This window comes from Bordetella genomosp. 1, from assembly GCF_002261335.1.
In the GTDB taxonomy this organism is placed as follows: Bacteria; Pseudomonadota; Gammaproteobacteria; order Burkholderiales; family Burkholderiaceae_B; genus Bordetella.
The window spans coordinates 1,014,918-1,041,894 of record NZ_NEVL01000001.1; the positions used below are offsets into that span (position 1 = coordinate 1,014,918).

The 26,977-nt window shown below is 69.6% G+C and carries 25 protein-coding genes; 10 read left to right on the forward strand and 15 right to left on the reverse strand.

Going from position 1 to position 26,977, the window contains the following annotated elements; genetic code table 11:
• The first annotated feature begins 155 nt into the window (after positions 1-155).
• The 4 genes from CEG14_RS04635 (at position 156) to CEG14_RS26560 (ending at position 2,866) form a co-directional block, all read left to right on the forward strand.
• Positions 156-923, forward strand: a complete 768-nt coding sequence (locus CEG14_RS04635; protein WP_094825149.1) for an IclR family transcriptional regulator — start codon at positions 156-158, stop codon at positions 921-923.
• 61 nt (positions 924-984) lie between these two features.
• The gene (locus CEG14_RS04640) at positions 985-1,629 is read left to right on the forward strand and encodes a bifunctional 4-hydroxy-2-oxoglutarate aldolase/2-dehydro-3-deoxy-phosphogluconate aldolase (protein ID WP_094825150.1); all 645 of its coding nucleotides are present in this window, start codon (positions 985-987) and stop codon (positions 1,627-1,629) included.
• Positions 1,622-2,554, forward strand: a complete 933-nt coding sequence (locus CEG14_RS04645; RefSeq protein WP_094825151.1) for a sugar kinase — start codon at positions 1,622-1,624, stop codon at positions 2,552-2,554. Before CEG14_RS04640 ends, CEG14_RS04645 begins: the two co-directional genes overlap by 8 nt.
• A gap of 183 nt (positions 2,555-2,737) precedes the next feature.
• On the forward strand, positions 2,738-2,866 hold the full coding sequence (locus CEG14_RS26560; protein ID WP_255032095.1) for a hypothetical protein: 129 nt from the start codon (positions 2,738-2,740) through the stop codon (positions 2,864-2,866).
• Between the two features lie 151 nt (positions 2,867-3,017).
• Here CEG14_RS26560 and CEG14_RS04650 read toward each other — a convergent pair whose 3' ends face one another.
• Positions 3,018-4,022 (reverse strand): LysR family transcriptional regulator, encoded by a 1,005-nt coding sequence (locus CEG14_RS04650; RefSeq protein ID WP_094825152.1) that lies wholly within the window; start codon positions 4,020-4,022, stop codon positions 3,018-3,020.
• A 222-nt stretch (positions 4,023-4,244) separates the two neighbouring features.
• On the opposite strand from CEG14_RS04650, the gene CEG14_RS04655 reads away from it, so the two are divergent.
• Positions 4,245-5,180, forward strand: a complete 936-nt coding sequence (locus CEG14_RS04655) for a glycosyltransferase family 2 protein (protein WP_094825153.1) — start codon at positions 4,245-4,247, stop codon at positions 5,178-5,180.
• A 22-nt stretch (positions 5,181-5,202) separates the two neighbouring features.
• On the opposite strand, the gene CEG14_RS04660 is transcribed toward CEG14_RS04655, so the two are convergent.
• From CEG14_RS04660 to CEG14_RS04725, 14 genes are all read right to left on the reverse strand, one after another.
• Complete coding sequence (locus CEG14_RS04660; RefSeq protein WP_094825154.1) at positions 5,203-5,940, reverse strand: ABC transporter ATP-binding protein; 738 nt, start codon at positions 5,938-5,940, stop codon at positions 5,203-5,205.
• Positions 5,937-7,757, reverse strand: coding sequence for a branched-chain amino acid ABC transporter ATP-binding protein/permease (locus CEG14_RS04665; RefSeq protein ID WP_094825155.1), 1,821 nt, complete (start codon positions 7,755-7,757; stop codon positions 5,937-5,939). The genes CEG14_RS04660 and CEG14_RS04665 overlap by 4 nt, the downstream gene beginning before the upstream one ends.
• On the reverse strand, positions 7,754-8,800 hold the full coding sequence (locus CEG14_RS04670; protein ID WP_094825156.1) for a branched-chain amino acid ABC transporter permease: 1,047 nt from the start codon (positions 8,798-8,800) through the stop codon (positions 7,754-7,756). The genes CEG14_RS04665 and CEG14_RS04670 overlap by 4 nt, the downstream gene beginning before the upstream one ends.
• 24 nt (positions 8,801-8,824) lie before the next feature.
• The gene (locus tag CEG14_RS04675; RefSeq protein ID WP_094825157.1) at positions 8,825-9,973 is read right to left on the reverse strand and encodes an ABC transporter substrate-binding protein; all 1,149 of its coding nucleotides are present in this window, start codon (positions 9,971-9,973) and stop codon (positions 8,825-8,827) included.
• A gap of 103 nt (positions 9,974-10,076) precedes the next feature.
• Positions 10,077-10,805 carry an SDR family NAD(P)-dependent oxidoreductase gene (locus CEG14_RS04680; protein WP_094825158.1) on the reverse strand — a complete coding sequence of 243 codons (729 nt, stop codon included), beginning with the start codon at positions 10,803-10,805 and terminating at the stop codon, positions 10,077-10,079.
• Positions 10,806-10,835: 30 nt separating this feature from the next.
• Entirely contained in the window at positions 10,836-11,618 is a 783-nt protein-coding gene (locus CEG14_RS04685; RefSeq protein WP_094825159.1) for a cyclase family protein, read from the reverse strand.
• A 30-nt stretch (positions 11,619-11,648) separates the two neighbouring features.
• Positions 11,649-12,890 (reverse strand): SDR family NAD(P)-dependent oxidoreductase, encoded by a 1,242-nt coding sequence (locus tag CEG14_RS04690; RefSeq protein WP_094825160.1) that lies wholly within the window; start codon positions 12,888-12,890, stop codon positions 11,649-11,651.
• Entirely contained in the window at positions 12,887-14,053 is a 1,167-nt protein-coding gene (locus tag CEG14_RS04695; RefSeq protein ID WP_094825161.1) for a thiolase family protein, read from the reverse strand. Before CEG14_RS04695 ends, CEG14_RS04690 begins: the two co-directional genes overlap by 4 nt.
• Positions 14,050-15,684 carry an AMP-binding protein gene (locus tag CEG14_RS04700; protein WP_094825162.1) on the reverse strand — a complete coding sequence of 545 codons (1,635 nt, stop codon included), beginning with the start codon at positions 15,682-15,684 and terminating at the stop codon, positions 14,050-14,052. The genes CEG14_RS04695 and CEG14_RS04700 overlap by 4 nt, the downstream gene beginning before the upstream one ends.
• 10 nt (positions 15,685-15,694) lie before the next feature.
• On the reverse strand, positions 15,695-16,189 hold the full coding sequence (locus CEG14_RS04705; protein ID WP_094825163.1) for an aromatic-ring-hydroxylating dioxygenase subunit beta: 495 nt from the start codon (positions 16,187-16,189) through the stop codon (positions 15,695-15,697).
• Positions 16,186-17,517 (reverse strand): aromatic ring-hydroxylating dioxygenase subunit alpha, encoded by a 1,332-nt coding sequence (locus tag CEG14_RS04710; RefSeq protein WP_094825164.1) that lies wholly within the window; start codon positions 17,515-17,517, stop codon positions 16,186-16,188. Before CEG14_RS04710 ends, CEG14_RS04705 begins: the two co-directional genes overlap by 4 nt.
• 8 nt (positions 17,518-17,525) lie before the next feature.
• The gene (locus CEG14_RS04715; protein WP_094825165.1) at positions 17,526-18,500 is read right to left on the reverse strand and encodes a PDR/VanB family oxidoreductase; all 975 of its coding nucleotides are present in this window, start codon (positions 18,498-18,500) and stop codon (positions 17,526-17,528) included.
• A gap of 21 nt (positions 18,501-18,521) precedes the next feature.
• Positions 18,522-20,066, reverse strand: a complete 1,545-nt coding sequence (locus CEG14_RS04720; RefSeq protein WP_094825166.1) for an indolepyruvate oxidoreductase subunit beta family protein — start codon at positions 20,064-20,066, stop codon at positions 18,522-18,524.
• A gap of 7 nt (positions 20,067-20,073) precedes the next feature.
• Positions 20,074-22,296: an indolepyruvate ferredoxin oxidoreductase subunit alpha gene (locus CEG14_RS04725; protein ID WP_094825167.1), complete on the reverse strand. Its 2,223-nt coding sequence runs from the start codon at positions 22,294-22,296 to the stop codon at positions 20,074-20,076.
• Between CEG14_RS04725 and CEG14_RS26840 the strand changes: the two genes are divergently transcribed.
• The 5 genes from CEG14_RS26840 to CEG14_RS04745 all read left to right on the forward strand — a co-directional run bounded on the left by CEG14_RS26840 (position 22,277) and on the right by CEG14_RS04745 (position 26,973).
• Complete coding sequence (locus tag CEG14_RS26840) at positions 22,277-22,540, forward strand: hypothetical protein (protein ID WP_176461366.1); 264 nt, start codon at positions 22,277-22,279, stop codon at positions 22,538-22,540. The genes CEG14_RS04725 and CEG14_RS26840 overlap by 20 nt on opposite strands.
• A 160-nt stretch (positions 22,541-22,700) precedes the next feature.
• Complete coding sequence (locus CEG14_RS04730) at positions 22,701-23,219, forward strand: MarR family winged helix-turn-helix transcriptional regulator (protein ID WP_094825168.1); 519 nt, start codon at positions 22,701-22,703, stop codon at positions 23,217-23,219.
• A gap of 211 nt (positions 23,220-23,430) precedes the next feature.
• Positions 23,431-25,002 (forward strand): ABC transporter substrate-binding protein, encoded by a 1,572-nt coding sequence (locus CEG14_RS04735; protein WP_094825286.1) that lies wholly within the window; start codon positions 23,431-23,433, stop codon positions 25,000-25,002.
• A 67-nt stretch (positions 25,003-25,069) separates the two neighbouring features.
• Positions 25,070-26,059: an ABC transporter permease gene (locus tag CEG14_RS04740; RefSeq protein WP_094825169.1), complete on the forward strand. Its 990-nt coding sequence runs from the start codon at positions 25,070-25,072 to the stop codon at positions 26,057-26,059.
• On the forward strand, positions 26,059-26,973 hold the full coding sequence (locus tag CEG14_RS04745) for an ABC transporter permease (RefSeq protein ID WP_094825170.1): 915 nt from the start codon (positions 26,059-26,061) through the stop codon (positions 26,971-26,973). The genes CEG14_RS04740 and CEG14_RS04745 overlap by 1 nt, the downstream gene beginning before the upstream one ends.
• Positions 26,974-26,977: the final 4 nt, after the last annotated feature.

A 26,977-nucleotide genomic window follows, 5' to 3' on the forward strand; every position in this document is an offset into this window, starting at 1 on the left:
GGGCATAACCTGTGGCAGATGAGGGCGCTCGAGCCAGGATCAAGGGGCGGACCGCAAGCCCCGCGCCTGGCGGGCGGGTCACGACAAGCTGTATGGATAAACAGTATCGCAGATTTTGCGCAGCGCCGCGCTGACGGCGTGCGCATGGGGAAGACATGTCAGAGTCCACCGTCGCGGGTACCGCGGCGTTTGCCAAATTCATGGCGGTGCTGCAGGCCGTGGCCGATGCCGCCGAGCCGCCTTCCGTGGCCGCGCTGGCGCGCGCCTGCGGCTATCCTCGTTCCACCGTGCACCGCATCGTCGCGGCCCTTGCCGAGCAGGGCATGCTGCGCGAGGTCGGCGGCGGCTTCGGCATCGGCACCCGCGTGCTGGGGCTGGCCAGCCGGGCCTGGTCGCAGTTCGAGGTGCGCGACGCGCTCGCGGCCGAGCTGCGCGCGCTGCGCGACGCCACCGGCGAGACCGTGCACCTGGCCGTGCCCACCGGCCGCGCCATGATGTATATCGACAAGCTCGAGAGCCCGGGTCCGCTGCGCATGGTGTCGCGCGTGGGCGCGACCGTGGCCGCGCACCGCAGCGCCGTGGGCCGCGCCTGGCTGGCTGCGCTCGACGCCGAGCGCTGCGCCAGCAGCCTCGCGGCGCTGCCCGATTGCGACGGCGCGGCGCGCGACTTGCTGTTGGGCCAGACGCTGCCGCAGGTGCGGCTGCGCGGCTACGCGCTCGACGACCAGGAAAACGAAGCCGGCATCTGCTGCTACGGCGTGGCGCTGCGCCGCGCCGATGGCGAGGTGGCGGCCTGCGTCAGCGTCAGCGTGCTGTGTTTCCGCGCCGCGCCCGATGCGGCGCGCGCCTATGTGGCGCCGCTGCTCGCGCTGCGCGACCGGGCCCAGTCCGCGCTCGGGCTGATGCCGCCGCGCGCGGCCTGAGGCCGGCGCTTCATCGATCACCGTTGTTCCGATTGCTGCCATTCCCCACAGAGGTTGAACCGTGACTGCCAAACCCGACCATCCTGCTCTCGCCGCCCTGCTGGCCGCCCGTGTCGTGCCGGTGCTGCGCTACGACAACGCCGCCACCGCCGCCTATGCCGCCGAGGTGGCCTACAACGCGGGCTGCACCACGCTCGAACTGACCTGGACCATCCCCGGCGTGACCGAGCTGGTGCGGGCGCTGCGCGACAAGCACGGCGACCGCCTGGTGATCGGCGTGGGCACCATCCTCGATGAAGACCAGGCGCGCGAGGCCCTGACCGCCGGCGCCGATTTCCTGGTGTCGCCCGGCCACACGCCCGGCATCGTCGAGCTGGCGCACGCGGCGGGCGCGCTGTGCCTGCTGGGCGCCTTCACGCCCACCGAGGTGCTGCAGGCCGCGCGGGCCGGCGCCGACATCGTGAAGATCTTCCCGGCCGACACGGGCGGTCCGCGCCATCTGGCTGCGCTCAAGGCCGTTTATCCCCACGTGCCGTTCTGCCCGACCGGCGGCGTCACCGCGCAGAATATGGGCGAGTATTTCGCGGCCGGCGCCGCGCTCGTGGGCATCGGCAGCAACCTCTACGACAAGACCGCCTTCGCCGCGCGCGACACCGGCACGCTGGTGCGGCAGATCGTCCAGACGCTGGAGGCCGCCCGTGCCTGACTTCGACATCGTCGGTCTGGGCGAGGCCCTGATCGAGTTCAACCAGACCGTGCCCGGCGAGCGCCAGTATCTGCAGGGCGTGGGCGGCGACACCTCGAATGCCGTCATCGCCGCGGCCCGCCAGGGTGCGCGCTGCGCCTATCTGAGCCGGGTCGGCGCCGACACCTTCGGCGAACAGCTGCGGGCGCTGTGGCAGGCCGAGGGCGTCGACACCTCGGGCGTGCTGACCGACGACACCGGCCACACCGGCATGTATTTCGTGCAGCACGGACCCGACGGCCACGTGTTCAGCTATCTGCGCGCGGGCTCGGCGGCGAGCCGCATGCAGCCCGCCGATCTCGACCTCGGCCTGGTCGAGCGCGCCCGCTTCCTGCACGTGTCGGGCATCAGCCTCGCCATCAGCGCCAGCGCCTGCGACACGGTGTTCGCGGCGATGGCGCGGGCCCGCGCGGCCGGCACCCAGATCAGCCTCGACTCCAATCTGCGCCTGCGCCTGTGGCCGCTGGCGCGGGCGCGCGCGATCCTGCGCGAGGCGCTGACGCAGGCGGATCTGTTCCTGCCCAGCATGGACGACCTGCGTCACCTCACCGGCCACGAAGACGCGCAGCGCACGCTCGACTGGATCCGCGACGCGGGTGCGCCGGGGGTGGTGGTGCTGAAGCTGGGCAAGGACGGCGCGGTGATCGACGACGGCAAGACGCGGCGCCCGGTCGGCGGCCATCCGGTCAAGGCGGTGGACGCCACCGGCGCGGGCGACTGCTTCGCGGGCAACCTGCTGGCGCGGCGCTGCCTGGGCGACGACTGGCCCGAGGCCGTCACCTACGCCAACGTGGCGGCGGCGCTGTCGACCCAGGGCTATGGCGCCGTCGAGCCGCTGCCCACGGCCGAGGTGGTGCTGGCGCGCTTGGCCGAAAGCCGGGCCTGAAGACGGGGACGGAACGGCGGCCGGCGATTTGCCGGGCCGCCGCGAAACCGGCTAGAATGCCAAGTTACCTGAATTTCGCCGCACGCCCGTATCCTGCCGGATGCAGGTGTCGCTGAACTGGATCACCCGGTTGCGCGGCGGCTTTTCGAATCAACCCGCGAACTTTAAACCGGAGTCATCATCATGGCAGAACGCAAGCGCGTGCGTCGCAACACCCTGGAACGCCGTTGCCTGGGCAAGAGCTTCAAGCGTCTTTTCGTCAAGTCGCCCAAGGGCGTCTTCAAGATGCTGGAAAAGATCAAGCGCGTGTAATGGCTTGATCGGGGCGTCCGCCAGGGCGCCCGATCCCAGGATCCGCAACGAGGCCGACAGGGGCGCAAGCCCGGTCGGCCTCGTTGTTTTCGAAGCCGGCGCGCGCGCATGCCCCGCCGGCTTCGTTGCGCAGGGCTGCGCCGCGGGCGGCTCAGCCGGGATTGTCGGTGACCGGGTCGGCGCGGGGCGCGCGGCGCTGCATGGCTTCCACGGTCTCGCCGCTGGGCTCCACCGGCGCGCCGGCGGGCCCGAGCTGCGGCCGGATGAAGTCCATGAAGGCGCGCGTCTTGGCGGGCAGGATGCGCGACGGGAAGCGCGCATAGATCGAGATCGGCTGCACGCGCCAGTCGGGCAGGATGCGGCGCAGCGAGTTGCGCTCGATCACCGGGTCGAGCGCCTGGCAATAGGGCAGGCGCGTGATGCCCAGGCCCAGGCCGGACAGCGTGCCCATCACACTGATGTTGTTGCCGGCCACGCGGCCCTGCACATCGACCCGTTCGGTGTGCGTGCCGTCGTTCAGGATCCAGAACGAGTGCGCGTCGTCGATGGCCGTGCGCAGGCATTCGTGCCGGCTCAGGTCGGCGGGATGGGTGGGCTCGCCGTGGCGCTCGAGATAATCGGCCGAGGCGTAGAGATAGGTGTCGAGCGAGATCAGCTCCAGCTCGACGCTGCCCGGCGCCTCCGGTTCGCCGTCGCCATCGCGGCCGAAGCGCAGCATCACGTCGAATGGCTCGCCTTGCGAGTCGGCGGTCGACTTCATGCTGAGATCGAACTCGCATTCGATGTCGGGATAGTCGTCCATGAAGTCGCGCAGCGACGCGGGCAGCAGCCAGATCGCCAGGCTGTACGGGATCGAGATGCCGAGGCGGCCCTTGGGGCGGCTCGACAGCGAGCGCAGCTGTTCGTGCGCGAGCCGGGCCTCGTCGATCAGGCCCTGGCAGCGGCGCAGATAGATATTGCCGGCATCGGTGAGCTCGAGGCGCCGCGTGTTGCGGTTGATCAGGCGCAGGCCGATCGCGCGTTCGAGCTGGCTGATGCGGCGCGACAGCGTGGAGGTGGGGATGTGCAGCGCCCTGGCGGCCAGGCTGAAACTCTTGCGCTTGGCCACTTCCACAAACAGGGCGATGTCATTGAGCTGGACGTTACTCGGTTCCATGGCGAGGCGGGGCGAGGGCAAGGCGGCAGTGTACCCGTTTGGCCGGGGCGGCCGCACCTGCGCACCGCAGGTCGCGCGGCCCGCCGCGAACGATCTGGCAAATCGTGACATATTCGTTTGCAAAATCCGCGCAAGCCCGCATATCGCGGCCCAGGGGCTTTACGTACACTCGAATCGAAAGCCCGGGGTTGGCCGGGCCACAACCCAAGACCGTCCCGCCGCATGATCGAACCCGCTTATCGATTTACGGTCCTGACACCCACGTTCAACCGGGCCTCCACGCTGGGCCGGGTCTATGAATCCCTTTGCCGCCAGACCCTGCGCGACTTCGAATGGGTGGTGGTCGACGATGGCTCCACCGACAACACCCGCGAGGTGGTGCTCGCCTGGCAGGCCCGCGCCGATTTCCCGATCCGCTATTTCTGGCAGAACAACCAGCACAAGAAAACCGCCTTCAATCGCGGCGTGCGCGAGTCGCGCGGCCAGTTCGTGGTGGCGCTCGACAGCGACGACGAGATCCCGCCCGACGCGCTCGCCGTGCTCGATGCGGCGTGGGAGGGCATCCCCGACGCCCAGCGCGATTCGTTCGTGGCCATCACCGGCCTGTGCGCGCGGCCCAACGGCAGCATCGTGGGCGAGCGCTTCCCGCGCGACCCGCTCGACGCGACCGCGGTCGACATGTATTTCAAGTACCGGGTGAAGGGCGAGAAATTCGGTTGCATGCGCACCGATGTGCTGCGCGCCTTTCCGTTTCCGCAGAATGTCGCGGGCTTCGTGCCCGAAAGCCTGGTGTGGTGGGCCATCGCCCGCGCCGGCTTCAAGACCCGCTTCATCAACCGCGTCGTGCGCATCTATCACGACACGCCGGGCGGCCTGATGAACAGCGGGGTCTCGATCCGCAACAACGTCCAGGGCCTGTACCTGCTCGCCTGGGACATGCTGCAGCATCACATGGACCACGTGCTGGACCGGCCGCGCGAGTTCGTGCTGGCGGCCGCGCGCTACACGCGCTTCCGCCTGCACCTGCAGAACTCCGGGCTGCCCACCGCCGTGTCGGATTTCAGGCTCACCAACGGCTGGGCCTGGGCGCTGGTGGGCATCATGTGGCCGGTCGGCTATCTGATGTACCGGCGCGACCGGCGGCGCGGCCTGGCCTGAGGCCGGGGCCCGCGCGGCGGCCTCAGGCCGCGTGCGCGTGCCCCAGGCCCAGGTACACCTCCACCACGCGCGGATCGCGCGCCAGTTCGGCCGCGGGCCCCGAGATCGTGACCTTGCCCATTTCGAGCACGTAGGCGTGGTCGGCCACCTGCAGCGCGGCGCGCGCATTCTGTTCGATCAGCAGGATCGACACGCCGCGGCGGCGCAGCTCGGCCACGATCAGGAACACCTCGCGCACGATGCGCGGCGCCAGCCCGAGGCTGGGCTCGTCGAGCATGAGCAGGCGCGGCTTGGCCATGAGGGCGCGGCCCACCGCCAGCATCTGGCGCTCGCCGCCGGAGAGCGTGCCGGCGAGCTGGGCGCGCCGCTCGCGCAGGCGCGGAAACAGCTCATAGACCTCCGCGATGCATTCCTGCTGGTCGCGCAGACCCATGCGATAGCGGTGGAAGCCGCCCAGCATCAGGTTGTCTTCCACGCTCATTTCGGCAAACAGCTCGCGCTTCTCCGGCACCAGGTTCATGCCGGCCGCGACCATGTCCTCGACCTCGGCGTGCGCGTGCGCGGCGCCGTTGAAGCGGATCTCGCCGCGCGAGGGCAGCACGCCCATGATGGCCGACAGCAGCGTGGTCTTGCCCGCGCCGTTGGGGCCGATCACGGTCACGATGCGGCCTTCGCCCACTTCCAGGTCGACGCCGCAGACGGCCTCGATCTTGTCGTAGGCCACATGCAGGTCGCGGACTTGCAGCAGCGGGGCGCTCATGCCTTCACCTCCATATCGATGCCGTTCTCGACGCCGCCCAGATAGGCCTCCAGCACCGCCGGGTCGCGCTGGACCTCGGCCGGCAGGCCTTCGGCGATCTTCTGGCCGAAGTCCATCACCACCACGCGGTCGGCCAGGCCCATCACGAATTCCATGTCGTGCTCCACCAGCAGGATCGCCATGCCTTCGCCGCGCAGGCGGTCGAGCAGCGCGGCGAGCTCGCGCTTCTCCTGGTAGCGCAGGCCCGCGGCGGGTTCGTCGAGCAGCAGCAGGCAGGGGTCGGCGGCCAGGGCACGCGCGATCTCCAGGATGCGCTGCTGGCCGAGCGCGAGCGAGCCCGCGGCATCGAGCAGGTGCGGACCCAGGCCGACGCGCTCGATCTGGCGCGCCGCCTCCGCCAGCAGGCGGTCCTCCTCGGCGCGATCGAGCCGCCAGGCGGCGCGCAACACGCCGCTGTGGCCGCGCAGGTGCGCGCCGATGGCGACGTTCTCGAGCGCGCTCATGCGCTTCATCAGCTTCACGTGCTGGAACGTGCGCGACAGGCCCATGCGGGCGATGGCGCGGGCGCCGACGCCGGCCACCTCGCGGCCCAGGAAGGTCACGCTGCCGGAGGTGGGCGTGTCCACGCCGGAGAGCTGGTTGAACATGGTGCTCTTGCCCGCGCCGTTGGGCCCGATCAGCGCCAGCACTTCGCCGGCGCGGATCTCCAGGTTCATCGCGTTGTTCGCCACCAGGCCGCCGAAGCGGCGGGTCACGTCGCGCGCCACCAGCACCACCTCGCCGCGCGGCGGCATCTCGCGCCGCGGCAGGGGAGCCGCGCCGGTGTCGATGCGGCGCGCGGCCTGCCTTACCGGCACCAGCCGCGCCAGCGCCGGCCAGATGCCGCCGCGCCAGCGGTGCAGCAGCAGCACCATGCCGAAGCCGAACACGATCACCTCGAAGTTGCCGGTCTGGCCGAGCAGCCGGGGCAGCCAGTCCTGCAGCCATTGCTTGAGCACGGTGAACACGCCCGCGCCGACCAGCGCGCCCCAGACGCTGCTGGCGCCGCCGATCACGGTCATGAACAGGTATTCGATGCCCATCTGCAGGCCGAACGGGTTCGGGTTCACGAAGCGCTGCATGTGGGCATAGAGCCAGCCGGAGGCGCAGGCCTGCAGCGCGGCGATGATGAAGATCACCATGCGCGCGCGTGCCGTGTCCACGCCCATCGACTCGGCCATCACGCGCCCGCCCTTGAGCGCGCGGATGGCGCGGCCCTCGCGCGAGTCCAGCAGGTTGCGGGTGGTCCAGATGCCGATCAGCAGGAAGGCCCAGATCAGGTAATAGATCTGGCCGCCCTGCGTGAGCGCCTTGCCGAACACCGGGATCGCCGGGATGTCGGTCAGGCCGGTGTGGCCGCCCAGGCCCTCGACCGAGCCGAACGCGAAGTACAGGCTCAGGCCCCATGCGATCGTGCCCAGGGGCAGGAAGTGGCCCGACAGGCGCAGCGTGAGCGCGCCCAGCAGCCAGGCCACGGCCAGCGTCAGCAGCAGGCCGGCCGCCAGCGCGAGCCAGGGCGAGGCGCCCAGCCAGGCAAGGGCGGCAGGCAGCGTGTCGGCGCGGCTGGTCAGCACCGCGGTGGTGTAGGCGCCCAGGCCCACGAACGCGGCCTGGCCGAAGCTGGTCAGGCCGCCGACGCCGGTGAGCAGCACCAGGCCGATGGCCACCAGCGCGTACAGGCCGATGTAGTTGAGCAGGGTGACGTAGAACGCCGGCAGCCCGAGCGGGGCCAGCGCCAGCAGCACCAGGAAGACGGCGAGAAGGCGCGGCGGCGTCATGCTTCGTCCTCCTCTTCTTCGACCGTGTGGCTCTTGAGCGAGCGCCACAGCAGCACGGGAATGATCAGCGTGAAAACAATGATCTCCTTGTAGGCGCTGGCCCAGAATGCCGAGAACGCCTCGATCAGGCCGACCAGCACCGCGCCGGCCGCGGCCACCGGATAGCTCACCAGGCCGCCGATGATGGCGCCGACGAAGCCCTTGAGGCTGACCAGGAAGCCCGAGTCGAAATACATGGTGGTGATGGGCGCGATCAGGATGCCCGAGACCGTGCCGATCAGGCCGGCCAGCAGGAAGGTGATGCGGCCGGCGAACACCGGCGAGATGCCCATCAGGCGCGCGCCGGCGCGGTTGAACGCCGCGGCGCGCAGCGCCTTGCCGTACATGGTGCGCTCGAAGAACTGATACAGCACGAGGATCAGCACCAGGGATACCGCCAGCACCCACAGTGCCTGGCTGTTGACGTTCATCGGCCCCAGTGCGAACTGCGCGTCGGAGAACGGCCGCGTGCGGGCGCCCTCCGCGCCGAACGCCAGCAGGCCCAGGCCGACCAGCGCCAGGTGCACCGCCACCGACACGATCAGCAGCACCAGCGTGGAGGCGCCGGCGATGGGCTGGTAGAACAGGCGGTAGAGCTGCGGACCGAGCGGCACCACGATGGCCAGCGTGAGCAGGGCCTGCAGCGCCATCGGCAGCTCGGCCAGCGGCAGGGCATGGACCAGGCCGGCCACGACGAAGGGATAGACCAGGCGCGCGATCCAGCGCCACCCGGGCCGCGGACGGCCGTAGCGGCGCCGCTGCGCCAGCAGGTCGGCCAGCGCCTCGGCCACGGCGAACGCCACCACCAGCCAGACCAGCAGCACGGGCTTGCCGGCCTGCACGGCGGCCATGGTGAGGGCGCCGAAGGCGACGAACTCGCCCTGCGGGATGAACAGCACCCGCGTGACGGTGAAGACGAGCAGGATGGCCAGGGCCAGCAGCGCGTAGATCGCGCCGTTGGTCAGGCCGTCCTGCCCCAGGATCAGGGCTATCTGAGCATTCATGCGTCGTGGTTCCGGCCCGGCTGCTTACTTGACCAGCGTCCAGTTGCCGTCACGCACGGTGATCAGCTCGCGGCCGCGTTCGTCGAAGCCGCTGTGGTCGGCCGGCGTCATGTTGTAGACGCCCTGCGTGCCCACCAGCTCCTTGGTCTGCTCCAGCGCATCGCGCAGCGCGGAACGGAATTCCTTGGTGCCCGGCTTGCCGGCCTTCTCGGCCAGCGGCACGGCCTTCTCGAGCAGCAGGCCGGCGTCGTAGACGTTGGCGCCGAAGGTGGCGGGCACCGAGCCGTGCAGCTTCTGGTAGGCGGCGATGTAGTCGGAGGCGACCTTCTTCGACGGGTTGCTGTCGGGGATCTCGGGCAGCACCAGCATCAGGCTGGCCGCGAGAATGGTGCCCTCGACCTTCTTGCCGCCGAGCTTGATGAAGTCGGGCAGCGCCGCGCCGTGGGTCTGGTAGAACTTGCCCTTGTAGCCCTGGTCCACCAGCGTGGTCTGCGGCAGCACGCTGGCGGCGCCGGGCGCGGCGACCAGCACCGCGTCGGGCTTGGCCGCGAGGATCTTGAGCGCCTGGCCGGTGACCGAGCTGTCGAAGCGCAGGTAGCGTTCGTTGGCGGCGATCCTGATGCCCTTCTCGGCGGCCATGGCCGAGAACACCTTGTACCAGTTCTCGCCGTAGGGATCGTTCAGGCCGATGAAGCCGACGGTCTTCACGCCGGTCTTGGCCATGTGGTCGACCAGCGCGCGGGCGATGATGTCGTCGTTCTGCGTGGTCTTGAACACCCACTTCTTCTGGTCGTTCATCGGCAGCACCACCGCCGCGGTGCCGACCGGCGCGAGCATCGGCACGCCGGCCTCGGCCGCGAACTGGATCACGCCCATGGCGTTGGGCGAGCCCGAGGGGCCGATCAGCGCGTCGACGTTCTGTTCGGAGATCAGCTTCTTGAAGGCCGTGACCGACTGGGTCGAGTCGCTGGCGTCGTCGAGCGAGATGTATTCGACGGCGAGGTCGCCGATCTTCTTCGGCAACAGCGGCACCGAATTCTTCTGCGGGATGCCGACCAGGGCGGTCGGGCCGGTGGACGAGGTGACGACGCCGACCTTGACCTGCGCCAGGGCGGGGAAGGTCAGCAGGGCGGCGACGGCCGCGGCCGCCAGGGAGAGCTTGTTCGACGACATGGCAATTCCTCCGTGCTTTGGAGAGAGTGGTTGCTGCTCGGATTGCGGCGTGGCCGACGGCCCGCCGCGTTTCATGGCACTGCGTTTGTTGTTGTGCTGCCGGTCAGATGGTGATCGAGCCCACGCTCGCGCCGCCACAGACATACAGCGTCTGGCCGGTGACGAAGCTGTTGGCGCGATCGGAGAAGAACATGACGGCACGCGCGACGTCGTCGGCGCGGCCGATGCGCTTGACCGGGATGCTGTTGGCCAGCGCCCGTTCGCGCTCGCTGCCCGCATCGATCACCTCGTAGAACATGTCGGTCTGGATCGGGCCCGGCGCCACCACGTTGACCGTGATGCCGCTGGGCGCCAGCTCCAGCGCCCAGGTGCGCGCCATGCCGATCATGCCGGCCTTGGTGGCCGAGTAGGCGGTGCGCGTGGGCAGGCCGAGCGCGCCGCGCGACGACAGCAGCACGATGCGGCCGAGGCGCCGTTCCTGCATGCCGGGCAGCACCGCCTGCACCAGCGCGATGGCCGCGCCCAGGTGGATCTGCGTCAGGCCCTGCAGCTCTTCCTGCTTCACCTGCGGCAGCAGATTGGGCCAGATCACGCCGGCGTTGTGGATCACGTGGCTCACCGGATGCTGCGCGGCGATCTCGGCCGCGGCCTGCGCGGTCGCGTCCGCGTCGAGCAGGTCGACCTGCACGTGGCGCAGCCGCGCATGGGACAGCTCGCCGGTGCGGCGCGCCAGCGAGATCACCTCGTAGCCGGCGTCGAGCATGCTGCGGCAGATCTCGGCGCCGATGCCGGCGCTGCCGCCGGTGACGATCGCGACATTCTGGTCGGACATGGATTCCCCTTTTTTATGTGGCCGCGCGGCTCAGGCCGGCGTCATGGCGAGCACGCGCAGCGGGCTGCCCGAGCCGTTGCGGATCTTCAGCGGCGCGGAGAAGATCACCGCGCCCTTGGGCGGCAGCTGGTCCAGGTTGGTCAGGCACTGCAGGCCGTAGCGGTTGTTGCCGTGCATGAAGTAGTGGCAGGGGTAGGGCGGGTCCAGGTGGGCGGCCTGGCCGGCGTCGGTGCCGACCGATTCGGTGCCGAAGCCGTGCACGTCGCGCTCCTTGACCAGCCACGGCACCACCTCGGCATCGGGTCCGGGCGAGTGCGCGCCGTCGGCCTGCATGTTGAGGTAGTCGGCCGGCTTGGCGCGCTTGGACCAGTCGGTGCGCATCAGCACCCAGGCGCGCGCCGGGATCTCGCCGTGTTCGGCCTCCCAGCGCTTGACGAAGTCGATGGTGAGCAGGAAGTCGGGGTTGTCGCGCGACTCGCGCGAGCAGTCGATCACGCAGGCGTTGGCCACGAAGGCCTCCACCGGAATGGTGTCCACCGTGTTGTCGGGCTGGTCCTTGCCGCTGATCCAGTGCGCCGGCGCGTCGAAGTGGGTGCCGGTGTGTTCGGAGCAGGAGAAGTTGTTCCAGTACCAGGCCGGGCCGCGCTCGTCGTAGCGCGAGATCTCCTCGATGCGGAACGGCCAGGCCTGGCCGAACTCCGGCGGCAGCTGGATGGTGGGGAATTCGGGCGTGAGCGTTTCGGTCAGGTCGACCACGCGGATCCGGCCGGCGGCCAGGTCGGTCACGAAACGGGCGAGGGTGTCAGCACTCAATTCAGGCTCCTTGTCGAGGGCGCGGCGGGCTCAGGCGCCCAGCTCGCGTTCCAGTCCCTTGGGGTTGTCGGCCAGGCGCGCGAGGAATTCCTCGGCCACGTCGCCCACGTAGACGTCTTCGATGCCGGCCTCCAGCGCGCGCACGATGGCGCTGGCGATGGCCTTGGGCGCCACGCGCGGCGGCGGCGTGCGCTGCTCCCATTCGTGGTCCACCGGACCGGGGAAGACATTGACCACGCGCACGCCGGCCGGGCGGAATTCGGCGCGCAGGCATTGCGCCAGCGACAGCGCGGCCGCCTTGCTGGCCGACCATACGCCGCGGCCCGGCAGGTTCATCTGGGCATAGATGCTCAGCACATTGACCCAGGCGCAGGCGCTGTTCACGCCATCCGAGGCGCGGGCGGCCATGCCGGGGCCGAAGGCCTGCGCCAGGCGCATCAGGCCCAGGCAGTTCACGTCGAGCGCGTCGCGGGCGCGGTTGACGTCGCGCGCGCCCAGCAGGCCGCCCTCGCGTTCGTAGTCGGCGGTGTTGATCAGGATGTCGACCTTGCCGCCGATCGAGCCGGCCGCGCGGTCGATCGCGTCGGTGTCGGTCACGTCGAGCGGCAGCGTGCTGACGCGTTCGTCCTGGCGCAGCCGCTCGAAGGCCGGATCCTGGCGCCAGGCCTGCGGGTCGCCCACGAACACGTGGGTGGCGCCGGCCTGCAGCAGCGCGGGCACCAGCGCCTGGCCCACGGCCGACTTGCCGTCGGTCACCAGCACGCGGCGCAGCTTCGGGGTGCACGAGGTTTCGCGCAGCGTTTTGTCGTCTTGCATGTCGGGCGTGTCCTCGGGGGGCAGGGCGATCAGCACGGCCTGGCCGCTGCGATCGAGTTTGAGGGCAAGTCGCACCGGACCGCCATCGGGGCAATCCTGGTGCAGGTGGGCCACCACGCTGGGGCCGGCGTTCATCACCACGGTGCCGACCTGCCAGGGCAGGCGCTCGCGGAAATAGAGATCGTTGCTGTGCTGCAGGGTGGTGCGCGCGATCAGCGTGCCCAGCGGCGATACCTCGCGCCAGGGCAGCTCGTGATGCAGGCAGGCGCCGCAGACCTCGCGCGGCGGGTACTGCACCGTGCCGCAGGCCGCGCACACCTGCATGCGGAAGCGGCCCAGCGCGGCGGCGGCCGTGAGGCCGAGCGCGGCGCGGCTGCGGGCGCCGGGCGGCAGGGTGGGCTGGCGCGTGCGCGCCACGGGATCCTTGCGCGGCGGGCGCTTGAGCGGTTCGGTCATGCCGTGCTCCCCAGCAGCGCCGCGCCGGTGCACAGGCCGCGGTCGTAGTTGATCATGCCGAAGCCGCTGACCAGCGCGGTGCGGGCGCGGGCGACCTGGCCCGCGCCGCTCTGCCCGGTGAGCTGGCGCAGCGCCTCGACCATGCCGAGATAGCCGCCGGCCGCGCCGGCCTGGCCCACGGAGAGCTGGCCGCCGTTGGTGTTGAACGGAAAGCTGCCGTCCACCGTGAACGTGTGGCGCCGCACGAAGGCGGGGCCTTCGTTCTTGGCGCAGAAGCCCAGGTCTTCCAGCTGCATGAAATTGATCACCGGATAGTCGTCGTAGGCCTGCATCAGGTCCACGTCGGCCGGGCCGCGGCCCGCCTGGGCGTAGAGGTCGTCCACGTCCAGGGTCCAGCCGCCGCGCGTCTGGATCGCGTCCTCGCTCCAGGCGTTGTGGCGTTCGATCGTGCCCAGCACCTGCACGTGGGCCAGGCCGAGCTGGCGCGCGCGGTCGGCGCTCATCACCAGGAAGGCGTCGGCGCCGGCGCAGGGCATCACGCAGTCGAACAGGTGGATCGGGCTGGCGATCTCGCGCGCGCCCAGGTACTGCTCGAGCGTGAGCGGTTTCTTCATCAGCGCGTGCGGATAGCGCAGCGCGTTGTCGCGCTGGGCCACGCAGAGCTTGCCGAAGTCGGCGCGGGTGGCGCCGCTCTCGCGCATGTAGTGGTCGGTCAGCAGCGCGAAGCTCGCATTCGGGCCGCCCGCGCCGTAGGGGTAGACGCCGTCCTGCGCAAAGCGCGAGAACTGGCTCACGGTGTTGCGGAACGAGTCCACGTGGTTGGTGTCGCCGGCCACGCAGGCGATCACGTCGGCGTCGCCGGCCTGCACCGCGCGCGCGGCGCGGCGCAGCGCCACCACGCCGGAGGCGCCGCCCATCGGGATGTGGTCGAGCCAGCGCGGCTGCATGCCGAGATGCTGCATCAGGCCCACGGCGCTGTCGGGCGCCAGCGTGAAGCTCGACACGCACACGCCGTCGATGTCGTGCTTGCGCAGCCCCGCGCCCTGGATCAGTTGCGCCAGCGCGCGTCCCAGCCACCAGTGCGCCGCATGGGTGCTGTAGCGCACGTAAGGCACCGATACCGGCACCGCCACCGCCACGCCGTCGTAGCCGCGCCGGCTCATGCGGCGTGCTCCTGGCGCTTCTTCAGCGCGCGGGTATCGACGCAGCGCGCCGTGCCCGGCAGGGTCGGCGCCCAGGTCTTCATCTCGCCGCGCTGGATCTTGTTGGTGGTGGTGAGCGGCAGGGCGTCGACGAAGGCGACGTAGCCGGGCGCCTTGTAGTAGGCCAGCTGCTCCAGGCACCAGCCCACCAGTTCGCGGGCGGCGGCCTCGCGCGCGGCGGCATCGGCCGGCTCGGCCTCGGCCACCACGCACACCAGCACCTCGTCGCCGCGCACGGCGTCGGGCACGGCCGCCACGGCCGCCGACTTCACCAGCGGATGGCGCAGCAGCACCGCCTCGACCTCGACGGCGGAGATGTTCTCGCCGCTGCGGCGAATCACGTTCTTCTTGCGGTCGACGAAGCGCAACGCGCCGTCGGCGTCGCGGCGCACGATGTCGCCGGTGTGGAACCAGCCGCCCTCCCAGGCCGCGTCGGTAGCCTCGGCGTCCTTGAGGTAGCCGGCGAAGAAGCCGTAGCGCGGATCGTCGCCGCCATGGCGCACCAGCAGCTCGCCCGGCTCGCCGGCGGCGGCGTCGCTGCCGTCGTCGGCCACGATGCGGACCTGCACTTCGGCGCCTTCGCGGCCGAAGCAGTTCGAGCCGATGTGACGCGGCTCCTCGTTGGCGATCACCACCGCGCCCGCGCCGGTCTCGGTCATGGCCCAGGCCTCCAGCAGCGGAAAGCCGAAGCGTTCCTCGAAGGGGGCATGCAGGCCGCGCTCGACCCCGGCGCCAAAGCCGAAGCGCACCTGGTGGTCACGGTCGCTCTCGGCGGCGGGCGCCTTCATCAGCATGGCGGGCATCACGCCCAGGTAGTGCAGCACGGTGGCGCGCGACGCGCGCACGCTGTCCCACCAGGTGCGCGGATGGAAGCGGTCCAGCGTGATGAGGCAGCCGCCGGTCAGCACCATCGCCATGGCCGAGTACGCCATCGCGTTCATGTGCACCAGCGGCAGCGGCGTGAGCATGCGCTCGGCGCCGGGCCGCAGCGACACCAGGCCGCCGCTCTCGGCGTACCAGCGGCCCGCGTGCAGGAAATAGCGGTTGGGCAGGATGCAGCCCTTGGGCCGGCCGGTGGTGCCGGACGTGTACAGCAGCGCGCATTCGGTCTGCTCGTCCAGCGGCTCGCCGGCGCGCGGCGGCGCGAAGGGCGCCGGCGGCACGGTCTCGTCGGGGCCGATCACCACCAGCTCGCGCCCGGCACGCCGGGCGGCCGCGCGCAGCTCGTCGTGGCGCTGCGGCAGCGCCACGGCCAGCGCGATCTCGGAGTGGCCGGTGAGATACTCGAGCTCGGCGGCGCGCAGGTCCTGGTTGATCGGCACCACCGACACGCCGAGCGCGTTCAGGGCGAACCAGTGCAGGAAGAACGCGGGGCGGTTCTCGAGCAGCAGGCCGGCGCGGTGGCCGTGGCCATAGCCGGCCTTCTCATAGGCGGCCCGCAGCGTCTCGATGCGGGCGGCCGCGTCGGCGTAGCTCAGTTCGCCGGCGTCGATGCCGTAGATGCCGGCCGTTTCGGGCAGCACGCAGACGAAGGCATGCTGCGGCCACTGCCGCGCGCTCTCGATGTATGCCTGGTAGACGGTGGTACTCACGCCGCGCTCCTCACATGAACAGTTGAATGTTGCCGAACGCGGCGTCGCAATTGAGCAGGTCCACGCGCTTGAGCCGGATGCGCAGCGCGCCGTCCTGCTCCACCAGGTGATGGGTGGTCCAGCCCGCGTACAGGGTCTGCTCGTCCTGGCGCGCCTCGACGTAATGGAACGCGGTGCGCACCACGTAGCGGCCCGCCTCGGGCGCGTGTTCGGGGTGGCCGCGCTCGATCGTGGGCGCCTGCAGCAGGTGGTGCGAGCGGCTGCGCGGCTGCTGCGAGAACGTGCGATTGCCCGCCAGCCGTTCCACCCGCACCTTCAGCAGCAGCAGGTCTTCGTACATCAGCGAGGCGTGCAGCCGCGCGTCCTGCTGGTCGTGCGCCAGCGGCATCCAGTAATGGCCGTCGTCGGTGTAGAGCGCGAGCCAGTCGTCGAAGCGCTGCTCGTCGAGCATGCGCGCCTCGGCATAGACGAAGTCGGTCAGGCGTTGGTCGATCGGCGCGCTCATGCCCGGGCCTCCATGCTGTCGGTGAGGTAGCGGGCCCATGCGCGATACTGGTTGCGCATCTGCCATTCGTTGGTGCCGTTGGTCACGACGTTGCGCTGCTCCGCCTCGCCGGGCGTGTACAGCCGCGCCACGTTGACCCAGTCGTGCGCGCGCGAGGCCAGGCCCTGCTGGGCGCGCTCGTACATCTCCAGGTCGTCGTGGCCCACCACCGAGGTCGGCGCGTTGATCAGGCGGTTGTACATGAGCGTGCGTTCGAGCAGCAGGTCTGGCGCGCCCACCAGGCGGAACGTCCACGACTCGACCAGGGTGCGGTCGGCGGCGAGCGGCTTGAAGATGCGCAGGGTCTGGATCGGGCCCTTCACCATGATGTTGGGAAAGTACACGGTGTTGTGCCGCACCTCGCCCAGGATCGCGTGCGCGCGCTCCTCGCCGTAGGCGGCCACCATGCTGTCCCAGTAGCCGGGGATCGTCGAGTAGGCGGCGTGGATCGAATCGGACACGCCGGTGTGACCGTGGCCGTTCTCCCACACGCGGATGCCCATGTTCTCGAAGAACTCATAGGGCGAGATGAAGGGCGCGAACAGCTCCACCGCCATGGGCTTGGGCGTGCCTTCGGGCGCGGCCTCCCACACCTTCACCGCGGTGCCGGCCGACGATTCGTGCGCCACCATCGGGTGACACGTGTCGGTCTGGTTGTCGACCAGCATCTTCCAGTTGCAGCGGTGCACGTAGCGGAACACGCCGCCGGCCACCTCGAGCCTGCCCTCGGGCGAGCGGTCCACCATGTTGTCCAGCGTGCTGAGCGATTCGCCGAAGAACTCGGCGAAGCCCTGGCCCTCCGGGTTCAGGCGGCAGAAGATGAAGCCGCGATAGTTTTCCATCGCGCCCACCGCGGCCATGCCGGTGCTGGCCTCGCACGCGGACAGCACCTCGGGGTCGTAGCCTTTCTTGAGCGGGATCGACAGCAGGCTGCCGTCGGTCTTGAAGGTCCAGGCGTGATACGGGCAGCGGAAGAACTTGCCGGTATTGCCGCAGGCATCGCCCGCCACCATCGTGCCCTTGTGCGGGCAGCGGTTGTACAGCACCCGCACGCTCTTGTCGCTGTGGCGCACCATCACCACGGGCTGCAGGCCCACGGTGGTCGTGATGTAGTCGCCGCTGTTCGGCACCTGCGACTCATGGCCCACGTAGACCCAGGTCGCGGCGTAGAGATGCTCCATCTCCAGGTCGAACAGCTCGGGGCTGGTGAACAGATCCTTGTGCACCTCGGTCTCGCGCACCAGGGCGCGGACGGCAGCGGGATTGTCGCGGTATTGCGGATTCGCCATGGTTGCCTCTACAGGTCCAGCACCAGCCGCGCCGACTTGCAGCGCGAGATGCACATCTGGATGACCGTGCCGCTGGCCTTCTCGGCGGCCGACAGGTAGTAATCGCGGTGATCCGGCTCGCCCTCGAGCACGGTGGCCTGGCACACGCCGCACTCGCCGCGCTTGCAGTCGTAGAGCGGATCGCAGCCCGCCTCTTCGAGCACGTCGACGATGGTCTTGTCGGCCGGCACGGTCAGCACCTTGCCCGACTGGCGCAGCTCCACCTCGAAGGGCTGGTCGCCGGCCTGGGCCGCCGCGGTGGTGAACAGCTCGAAATGCACGTGGGCCGGCGGCCAGCCGCGTTCGGCCGCCTTCGCGATCACCGCGTCGATGAGGCCCTTCGGGCCGCACACGTACAGGTGCTGGTGCGGCGTGCTCGCCGCCAGCAGGGCGTCCAGGTCGAAGGCGCCGCCCTCGTCGTCGGCATACAGGCGCAGCGCGCTGCCGGCCAGCGTCTCGAGCTCCTGCGCGAACGCCAGCTGGCTGCGGCTGCGGCCGGTGTAGTGCAGCGAGTAGGGCCGGCCGGCCGCGGCCAGCGCCGTCGCCATGGCCGCGATCGGCGTGATGCCGATGCCGCCCGCGATCAGGATCACGTCGGGCTCGTCGGCCGGGGCCTCGTGCAGCGGAAAGTCGTTCTTCGGGCCCTCGGCCTCGAGCTCGTCGCCCACGGCCAGCGCGTGCATGTGGCGCGAGCCGCCCTGGCTGTTGTCTTCGAGGCGGATGCCGAGGCGGTAGCGCGCCGGCGTGGCGAAGTCGGCCGCCGCGCCCGCGGTCGCGATCAGCGAGTAGCAGCGCGGTTCGGACAGCCCCGGGACGCGGATCTTGAGGTGGGCGCCGGGCCCGAAGGCGGGCAGCGGGCCGCCGTCGGCGCGCTCCAGACAGACCGAGCGGATCAAGGGCGATTCTTGGCGGATGTCGCGTACGACGAGTTTCAGCGATGCCACGATGGATCTCGATGTAGGGAGTCAGGCAGGGACGTGTTCGGCGGCCTGGCGCTCGAGCGGCGCGCAGCTGGCCTGCGACAGCGCCAGCTCGCGCAATTCGCGCAGGCGGGTCGCCGCGCCGGGCTGGCCGTTGAGCCGGCCGGCCGCGTCGATCAGGGTGCGGTACTTGCTTTCGCCGCGCGCGTGCGTGTCGCTGTAGCCCTTCACCAGGCGTCGGCACAGCGTGGTCTCGACCGCGAGCGCGTAATCGGTGGGCGCGATGCGCGCGATCAGGTCCAGCCAGGTGCGCAGGGCTTCGGCCTCGACCTGGTGCCGCAGCAGGCCGCGGCGGAAGCGCCGCATGCCGGCCAGGCCGTAGAAGGCCAGAAAGCCGCCCAGCGTGCCGAGCCGCATGCGCTTGCCGCGCGCCAGCCGCTTCTGCACGAAGCCGCCGAAGGCGCGCGAGCCCTCGAGCCAGCGGCCGAGGCGCACGGGCAGGGTGCCGCAGATCTCTTCGAGGCGCGGATGCACGAATTCGGTGGTGTAGACGAGCTGGTCGGGCCTGGCGCCGACCTCGTCGCGCACGCGGGCGTCGCGGCTGCCGCGGGTCTTCAGGTCGGCCACGCGGATCACGTCGTCGTAGGCCATCGCCACGGCGAGGTGGCGCGCGGCCGCACAGGTGAGCGCCCAGCCGGCGCCGTCGCCGCCATGCACGCGATCGAGCGCGGCCAGGCGGTCCATGTGGTCGAGGTACTCGGCGGCATAGGCCGGGTCCTGGTAGTCGATCAGGCGCCGCAGCGCCGCCACCATCAGGGGCTGCGCGGCGCCGGGAAAGTCGCGCCGCACGCGGTCGAGCAGGGCCTGCGTCGCGGCGGTGGCGGCGCGCTCGGGCACTTCGGGCAGGTGGTCGTGCGCCACGATCGGGTCGGGCTGGGCCGGCGCCTGGGCGGCGGCCGCATAGCCGGCGCCGAAGGCGCGCAGGCTGGCCTGCACGCCCACGCCGGCGCGTTCGATGGTGGCCTCGAAGGCCTCGCGCGCGAAGGGTAGGGCGCCGCTGCCGGCCACGGCGCCGAACAGGCTGGCGCTGATCACGCTGCCGTTGCGGTCGGCCAGGTCCTGCAGGTCGAAGCAGAGGAAGCGGCGCGCGCTGTCGCGGCCGGCCTCGAGCACCTTGTTCGGATCGGCGATGCCGTTGCCCGGGGCCGACTTCTCGCTCACCGCATAGCTGCGGTGCGACGAGCTGATGAGCGTGGTGCGGTCGGGCGTGACGAGACCGCGCGTGATCGCTCGGCCGCCTTCCATCAGCTCGGCCGCCACCACGAGGTCGACGTCGCCCGGCGTGGGCATCAGGGCCAGCGCGGGCGGGCGGCCGGCGCGCGCGACCTCGGTCTCGGGCAGCAGCTCGAGGTAATAGATGGTGGCGCCGGTGCGCTGCGCCACGCCCGGCACGGAGGTGGTCTGGGCCCACCAGCCGGCGTGTTCGGCCAGCTCGACGATCCAGTCGGCGAGCACGCCGCCGCCCTGGCCGCCCATGGCCAGGATGGCGATCTTGATCGGCTGGACGCGGGGGGATTCGGTTTGGCTCATGATGCGCTCACAGGGCGTAGCGGGTCAGGCGGGCGGCGCGGCGGCGCTGCAGGAAGCCGATCACGCCGCGGCGCACGCGCGCCAGGAAGCGGTCGCCGGCCGTGGGGTTGTGCACGATGTCGGCGCGGTAGAACGACGGGCACAGCACGGCGGCGTGCGCCACCTCGCCGCAGTTGCCGCAGCCCACGCAGCTGCTCTCCACGTGTGCGACCGGATCGGGCTTGAGCGGGTCGCCGCTGTCCTTGACCGACAGCGACGGACAGCCCGAGAGCCGGATACAGGCGTGGTCGCCGGTGCAGACGTCGGGGTCGACCCCGAAGCGCTCCTTCACCATGCGCTTGCCTTCCTTCACGGCGCGGTTGAATTGCGGCTTGATGCGGCGCTGCTTGTTCAGCATGCATTCCGACTGCGCGATGATGACCTTGGGGCCGCCCTCGCTGGTGGTGAGCGCCTCTTCGAGCACGGCGCGCACGCGCGCCACGTCGTAGGTATGGTCGATCGTGCGCACCCACTTCACGCCCACGCCGCGCACGGCGGCGTCGATGGGGTTGTTGGTGGAGCGGTCGGGATTCTCGGCGCGCGACGACAGGATGTCCTGCCCGCCGGTGGCCGAGGAATAGAAGTTGTCGACGATGACGATCACGCCGTCGTACTTGTTGAACACCGCGTTGCCGATGCCCGAGGCCAGGCCGTTGTGCCAGAAGCCGCCGTCGCCCATGATCGAGATCGGCCGCTTGGCCGCCGGCACGTTGAACGCGGCCGCGCTGGACGCGCCCAGGCCGTAGCCCATGGTGGTGGCGCCCAGGTTGAAGGGCGGCAGGATCGAGAACAAATGGCAGCCGATGTCACAGGAGATGTGGTGCTGGCCGAGTTTTTCCTGCGCCAGCGTCAGCGCCGAGAAGATCGGCCGCTCCGGACAGCCGGTGCAGAAGCCCGCGGGCCGCGGCGGCACCACGGCGGCCAGCTCGGCCGCGTGGCGCATGAAGGTGATCGGCTTTTCCTCGGCGCGCGGCGCCTCGCGACGGCGCGCCACCTCCGTGATCTCCAGCTGGCGTTCGCCCTGGGCGTCGGCGGCGGCCGGCGCGTGCGTGGCCAGCATCTCGGGTGCCTGCGTCTGCAGGAAGCGGCGGATGCCGTCGCGCATCACCTGCGTGGTGTACTCGCCCGCCATCGGCAGCACGTCCTTGCCGGACAGCTGCGTGCTCACGCCGGCGCGGCGCAGCACGGCGTGCAGGTTCTGTTCGATGTAGTCGGGCTGGCCCTCTTCGAGCAGCAGCACGGCGCGCTTGCCGCGGCAGAAGTCCAGCACCTCGTCTTCGATCACCGGATACGTGACGTTCATCACGTAGATCGGGATGCGGCTGTTGCCGAAGTGGTCGGCCAGGCCCTGCAGCTGCAGCGCGCGGATCACGCCGTTGTAGAGGCCGCCCTGGATGATGAGGCCGATGTCGTCGCGCTCGCCCTCGAAGAATTCGTTGAGCTTGCGTTCCTTGATGAACGAGATGGCGGCCGGCCAGCGCTCCTTGATCTTTTCCTGCTCGTGCAGGAACGAGGCCGGCGGCAGCACGATGCGCGAGGTGTCGCGCTGCGGCTGTTCCAGGGCCTGCGCCAGCGAATAGGCCGGCCGTTGATTGTCCTTGGCGATGAAGCGGCCGTGCACGTGGCAGCCGCGGATGCGCAGCTGCAGCATGACCGGGGTCTTGCTGGCCTCCGACAGCGAGAAGCCGTCTTCGACCGCCTTCACCATGCTCTCGAGGTTGGGACGCGGGTCCAGCAGCCAGATCTGCGACTTCATCGCGAAGGCGTGCGAACGCTCCTGCATGATGGAGGAGCCCTCGCCGTAGTCTTCGCCCACGATGACCAGCGCGCCGCCGGTCACGCCGCCCGAGGCCAGGTTGGCGAGGGCGTCGGAGGCGACGTTGGTGCCCACCGTGGATTTCCAGGTGACGGCGCCGCGGATCGGGTACATCACGGAGGCCGCCAGCGTGGCGGCGGCGGTGGCTTCGGAGGCGCTGGTCTCGAAGTGCACGCCGAGCTCCTGCAGGATCTCGTTGGCATCGGCCAGCACGTCCATCAGGTGCGAGATCGGCGAGCCCTGATAGCCGGCGACGTATCCGACGCCCGACTGCAGCAACGCCTTGGTGACCGCAAGAATGCCCTCGCCGCGGAACTCTTCGCCCGCGCCGATGCGCAACTGCTGGACTTCTTTCTTGAACGACCTTTCCGCCATCGAGAAACCCCTTGAGTACAGGCCTTGGGCCTGTCATGGGATGTTGCGTGGCAACACGCACATCCTGTTTTTCTGGTGCCGCGAAAATACTTTAGAAGTCAACCTTTTAGCTGTCAATAAAAAATATGAATTTTCATTGAAAGAAAAAAATATCACGCAAAAACAAGGGTGTATATACTCGTTGTCCAGCGATGCAAGCGCCGTCCGCGTGCCTGAAACTGGTGCAAAAACGGCTTTGATTTGAGGGCAAACCCTATGCTGCGCAACAGCATCGGGATGCGCTTTGGTGCATGCGTGGCAGAGAGCAGCACCGCGCTGGTGCGCAGGGTGTTGCAGCGCATGAATCGCGTTCCGCGCGCCGCTGTTTGTCCGGCGCAACGATGAAGCACACGGACCCAGGGACCATGAAGAAGAACATTGCCTTCGATAGCGCGCCCGCCACCGACGCGGGCCGCGCGCCGCGCTTCGTCGACAACTACCTGGCCTATCTGCTGGCGCAGGCCAGTCATCGCATCTCGGCCGAGTTTCACCTGCAGGCGCGCGCCGCCGGGCTCTCGGTGACCGAGTGGCGGGTGCTCGCCAGCCTGGAAGGCAGCCCCGGCGAAACCATCGGCGCGCTGGCGGCCGCGGCCCTGACCAAGCAGCCCACCCTGAGCAAGGTGGTGCAGCGCATGGAGGCCGAGGGCCTGCTCGCGCGCACCGGCGTGCGCAGCGACCGGCGCCAGACCCGCGTGCGCATCACGTCCAAGGGGCATGCGCTGGTCGCGCGCCTGTGCGACGCGGCGCTGGCGCACCAGGAAGCCGTGTTGCGGCCCTTCGGCCACGAGCGCGCGGCGCAGCTGATGGACATGTTGCGTGCGCTGATGGGCCTGCCGCTGGGCGCGGCCGAGGCGCTCGAGCCGGAAGACGACGCGGAAGACTGAGGGGCTGGGCGGGTGCTCGGCGGGCTGGCGCCGCGGCCGCGGCCCCCGCGCGGACCCGGGCGCGAGCTGCCAACGGCGGCTACCAGCCCGTCCCTCATTGCACAACATTGAGCTAATAACCGCTCCATATCGGCACAAACCCCTAATTGACGGCGCTGTCGGGGGTAGGCAATATCCGCCCGTTTTATTCAGATACTTGTCAGGAGCTATGATGCGCCGCACCTTGATTGCTATCGCGATCGCCGCCGCTGTGGCTGCCCCCACGATCGGGCACGCCAAGACCTTCCGCTGGGCAGCACAGGGCGACATCCTCACGATGGATCCGCACTCGCAGAACGAGGGCATGACCATCGCGGCCAACAGCTACGTCTACGAACCCCTGGTCGATTACGACGCCACGTTCAAGGTCGTCCCGCGTCTGGCCACCGAGTGGGAGCAGGTCTCGCCCACGCTGTATCGCTTCAAGCTGCGCCAGGGCGTGAAGTTCCACGACGGCGCGCCGTTCACGGCCGACGACGTCGTGTTCTCGGTGCATCGCGCGATGGCGCCCACCTCGAACTACAAGGCCTACACCACCGGCATCAAGGAAGCGCGCAAGGTCGACGACTTCACCGTCGAGATCGAAACCTCCGCGCCCAACCCCGTGCTGCTGCGCCAGCTGCCCAACGTGTTCATCATGAACAAGGCGTGGTCGGAAAAGAACAACGTCACCAAGCCGCAGGACTTCGTCAACAAGGAAGAGACCTACGCGGCGCGCAACACCAACGGCACGGGCCCCTACCAGCTCAAGTCGCGTGAAGTGGACGTGCGCACCGTGTTCGCACAGAACGCGAACTGGTGGAACAAGGACAAGAAGGTCGGCAACGTGACCGAGGTCGTGTTCACGCCGATCAAGCAGAACGCCACCCGCACGGCCGCGCTGCTGTCGGGCGAGATCGATTTCGTGCTGGACCCGGCCGCCCAGGATCTGGACCGCCTGCGCCGCGAGGCCAAGGTGGTCGAGGGCAACGAGTACCGCACCATCTACATCGGCTACGACCAGAAGCGTCCGGAGCTGCTGTATTCGAACATCAAGGGCAAGAACCCCTTCACCGACGTGCGCGTGCGCGAGGCGCTCTACCGCGCCATCGACGTCGACGCCATCAAGCGCGCCGTGATGCGCGGCCTGTCGGCGCCCACCGGCACGATGATCGCGCCGCAGGTGCACGGCTGGACCGAAGCGCTGCACAAGCGCGTGCCCTACGATCCCGAGAAGGCCCGCGCGCTGCTGAAGGAAGCCGGCTACGACGGCACCCTGAACTTCACGCTGGACTGCCCCAACAATCGCTACATCAACGACGAGGCCATCTGCCAGGCCGTGGTCGGGATGTGGGCCAAGGTGGGCGTGAAGGCCTCGCTCAACGCGATGCCGCGCGCCACTTACTTCCCCAAGGTGCAGAACCGCGACACCAGCGTGTATCTGTTCGGCTGGGGCGTGCCCACCTTCGACGCCATGTACACCCTGCAGAACCTGATCCGCACCAAGGGTGAGGGCGCCGACGGCATGTACAACCTGGGCGACTACAGCAACAAGGAAGTCGACGCCATCATCGATCGCGTCAAGACCGAGACCGACGTGGCCAAGCGCGACGCCGACATCCACAAGGCGCTGGAGATCCACGCCAAGGAATTCGGCCACATCCCGCTGCACGACCAGGTCATTCCCTGGGCGATGCGCAAGAACGTCAGCGTGACGCACCGCGCCGACAACCGTCTCGTGGCCGATTGGGTCAAGGTCGACTGACCTCCGCGGCTTTCCCTCCCCGGCGGCGGCGTCGTGAGACGCCGCCGCGTCCTGCTTTCATCTCCCCATGTTCGCATTCATCCTCCGCCGCCTGTTGCAGGCCGGCGCGGTCATGCTTACGGTGGCCCTGTTGGCGTTCGTGCTGTTCCAGTATGTGGGTGACCCGGTCACCATCATGCTGGGCCAGGACGCCACGGACGCCGAGCGCGTGGAACTGCGCCACAAACTGGGCCTGGACGATCCCGCGCCCGTCCAGTTCGCGCGCTTTGTCGGCAACGCCGTGCAAGGCGACTTCGGCATTTCGCTGCGCCAGAGCGAGCCCGTCTCCAGCCTGATCCGCAGCCGCCTGCCGGCCACGCTCGAGCTCTCGTTCGCCGCGGCCATCCTCGCGCTCGTGGTCGGCCTGCCGCTCGGCGTCTACACCGCGCTGCGCCGCCACGGCATGCTGTCGCAGCTGGTGCTGGCCGGCTCGCTGCTGGGCGTGTCGCTGCCCACCTTCCTGATCGGCATCCTGCTGATCCTGGTGTTCTCGGTGCAGCTCGGCTGGCTGCCCAGCTATGGCCGCGGCGACACGGTCGCGCTGGGCTGGTGGACCACCGGCCTGCTCACGCCCACGGGCTGGAAGCACCTGATCCTGCCGGCCATCACGCTGTCGCTGTTCCAGATGACGCTGATCCTGCGCTTGGTGCGTTCCGAGATGCTGGAGGTGCTGCGCACCGACTACATCAAGTTCGCCCGGGCCCGCGGCCTGAAGCGCCGCGCCATCCACTTCGGCCACGCGCTGAAGAACACCATGGTGCCGGTGATCACGATCACCGGCCTGCAACTGGGCGGCATCATCGCGTTCGCGATCGTCACCGAGACGGTGTTCCAGTGGCCCGGCATGGGCCTGCTGTTCATCCAGGCGGTGCAGTTCGCCGACGTGCCGGTGATGGCGGCCTACCTCTGTCTGATCGCGCTCGTGTTCGTGCTGATCAACCTGGTGGTCGATCTGCTGTATTTCTTTGTGGACCCGCGCCTGCGCTCGGGTCTGGGCGGCGCGCGGGGAGGTCACTGATGCAAGCCACGCTCAAACGCTGGTGGAACAGCGACCTGCTCTGGTCCTGGCGCCACGCCCCGGTGGCCATCGTCGCCACCGTGATCCTGTTCCTGCTGCTGGTCGGCTCGTTCGGCGCGGCCTGGGTCGCGCCGCACAATCCCTTCGACCTGACCACGGTGGAGCTGCTCGACGCGCTGCTGCCGCCGGCCTGGGAAGACAACGGCTCGACCAAGTATCTGCTGGGCACCGACAGCCAGGGCCGCGATCTCTATTCCGCGCTGCTGTACGGCACCCGGGTCTCGCTGCTGATCGGCCTGGCCTCGGTGGCGCTGTCGATGCTGATCGGCATCGTGCTGGGGCTCCTGTCGGGCTATGTCGGCGGCCGCGTCGACGCCTTCATCATGCGCGTGGCCGACGTGCAGCTGTCGTTCCCGGCCATCCTGATCGCGCTGCTGATCGACGGCGTCGCCCGCGCCGCCGTGCCGCGCGAGCTGCACGAGGTGATCGCGTTCCCGGTGCTGATCGGCGCCATCGCGCTGGCCGGCTGGCCGCAATACGCGCGCACGGTGCGCGGCTCGACCCTGGTCGAGAAGAACCGCGAATACGTGCAGGCCGCGCGCGTGATCGGCGTGTCGACGCCGGTCATCATGTTCCGCCACGTGCTGCCCAACGTGATGGGGCCGGTGCTGGTGCTGGCCACGGTCCACCTGGCCACCGCCATCATCACCGAGGCGACGCTGTCGTTCCTCGGCGTGGGCGTGCCGCCCACCGCGCCCTCGCTGGGCACGCTGATCCGGATCGGCAACGATTTCCTGTTCTCGGGCGAATGGTGGATCACCATCTTCCCGGGGCTGGCGCTGGTGCTGCTGGTGCTGTCGGTCAACCTGCTGGGCGATTGGTTGCGCGATGCGCTCAATCCCCGCCTGAATTGAGGTG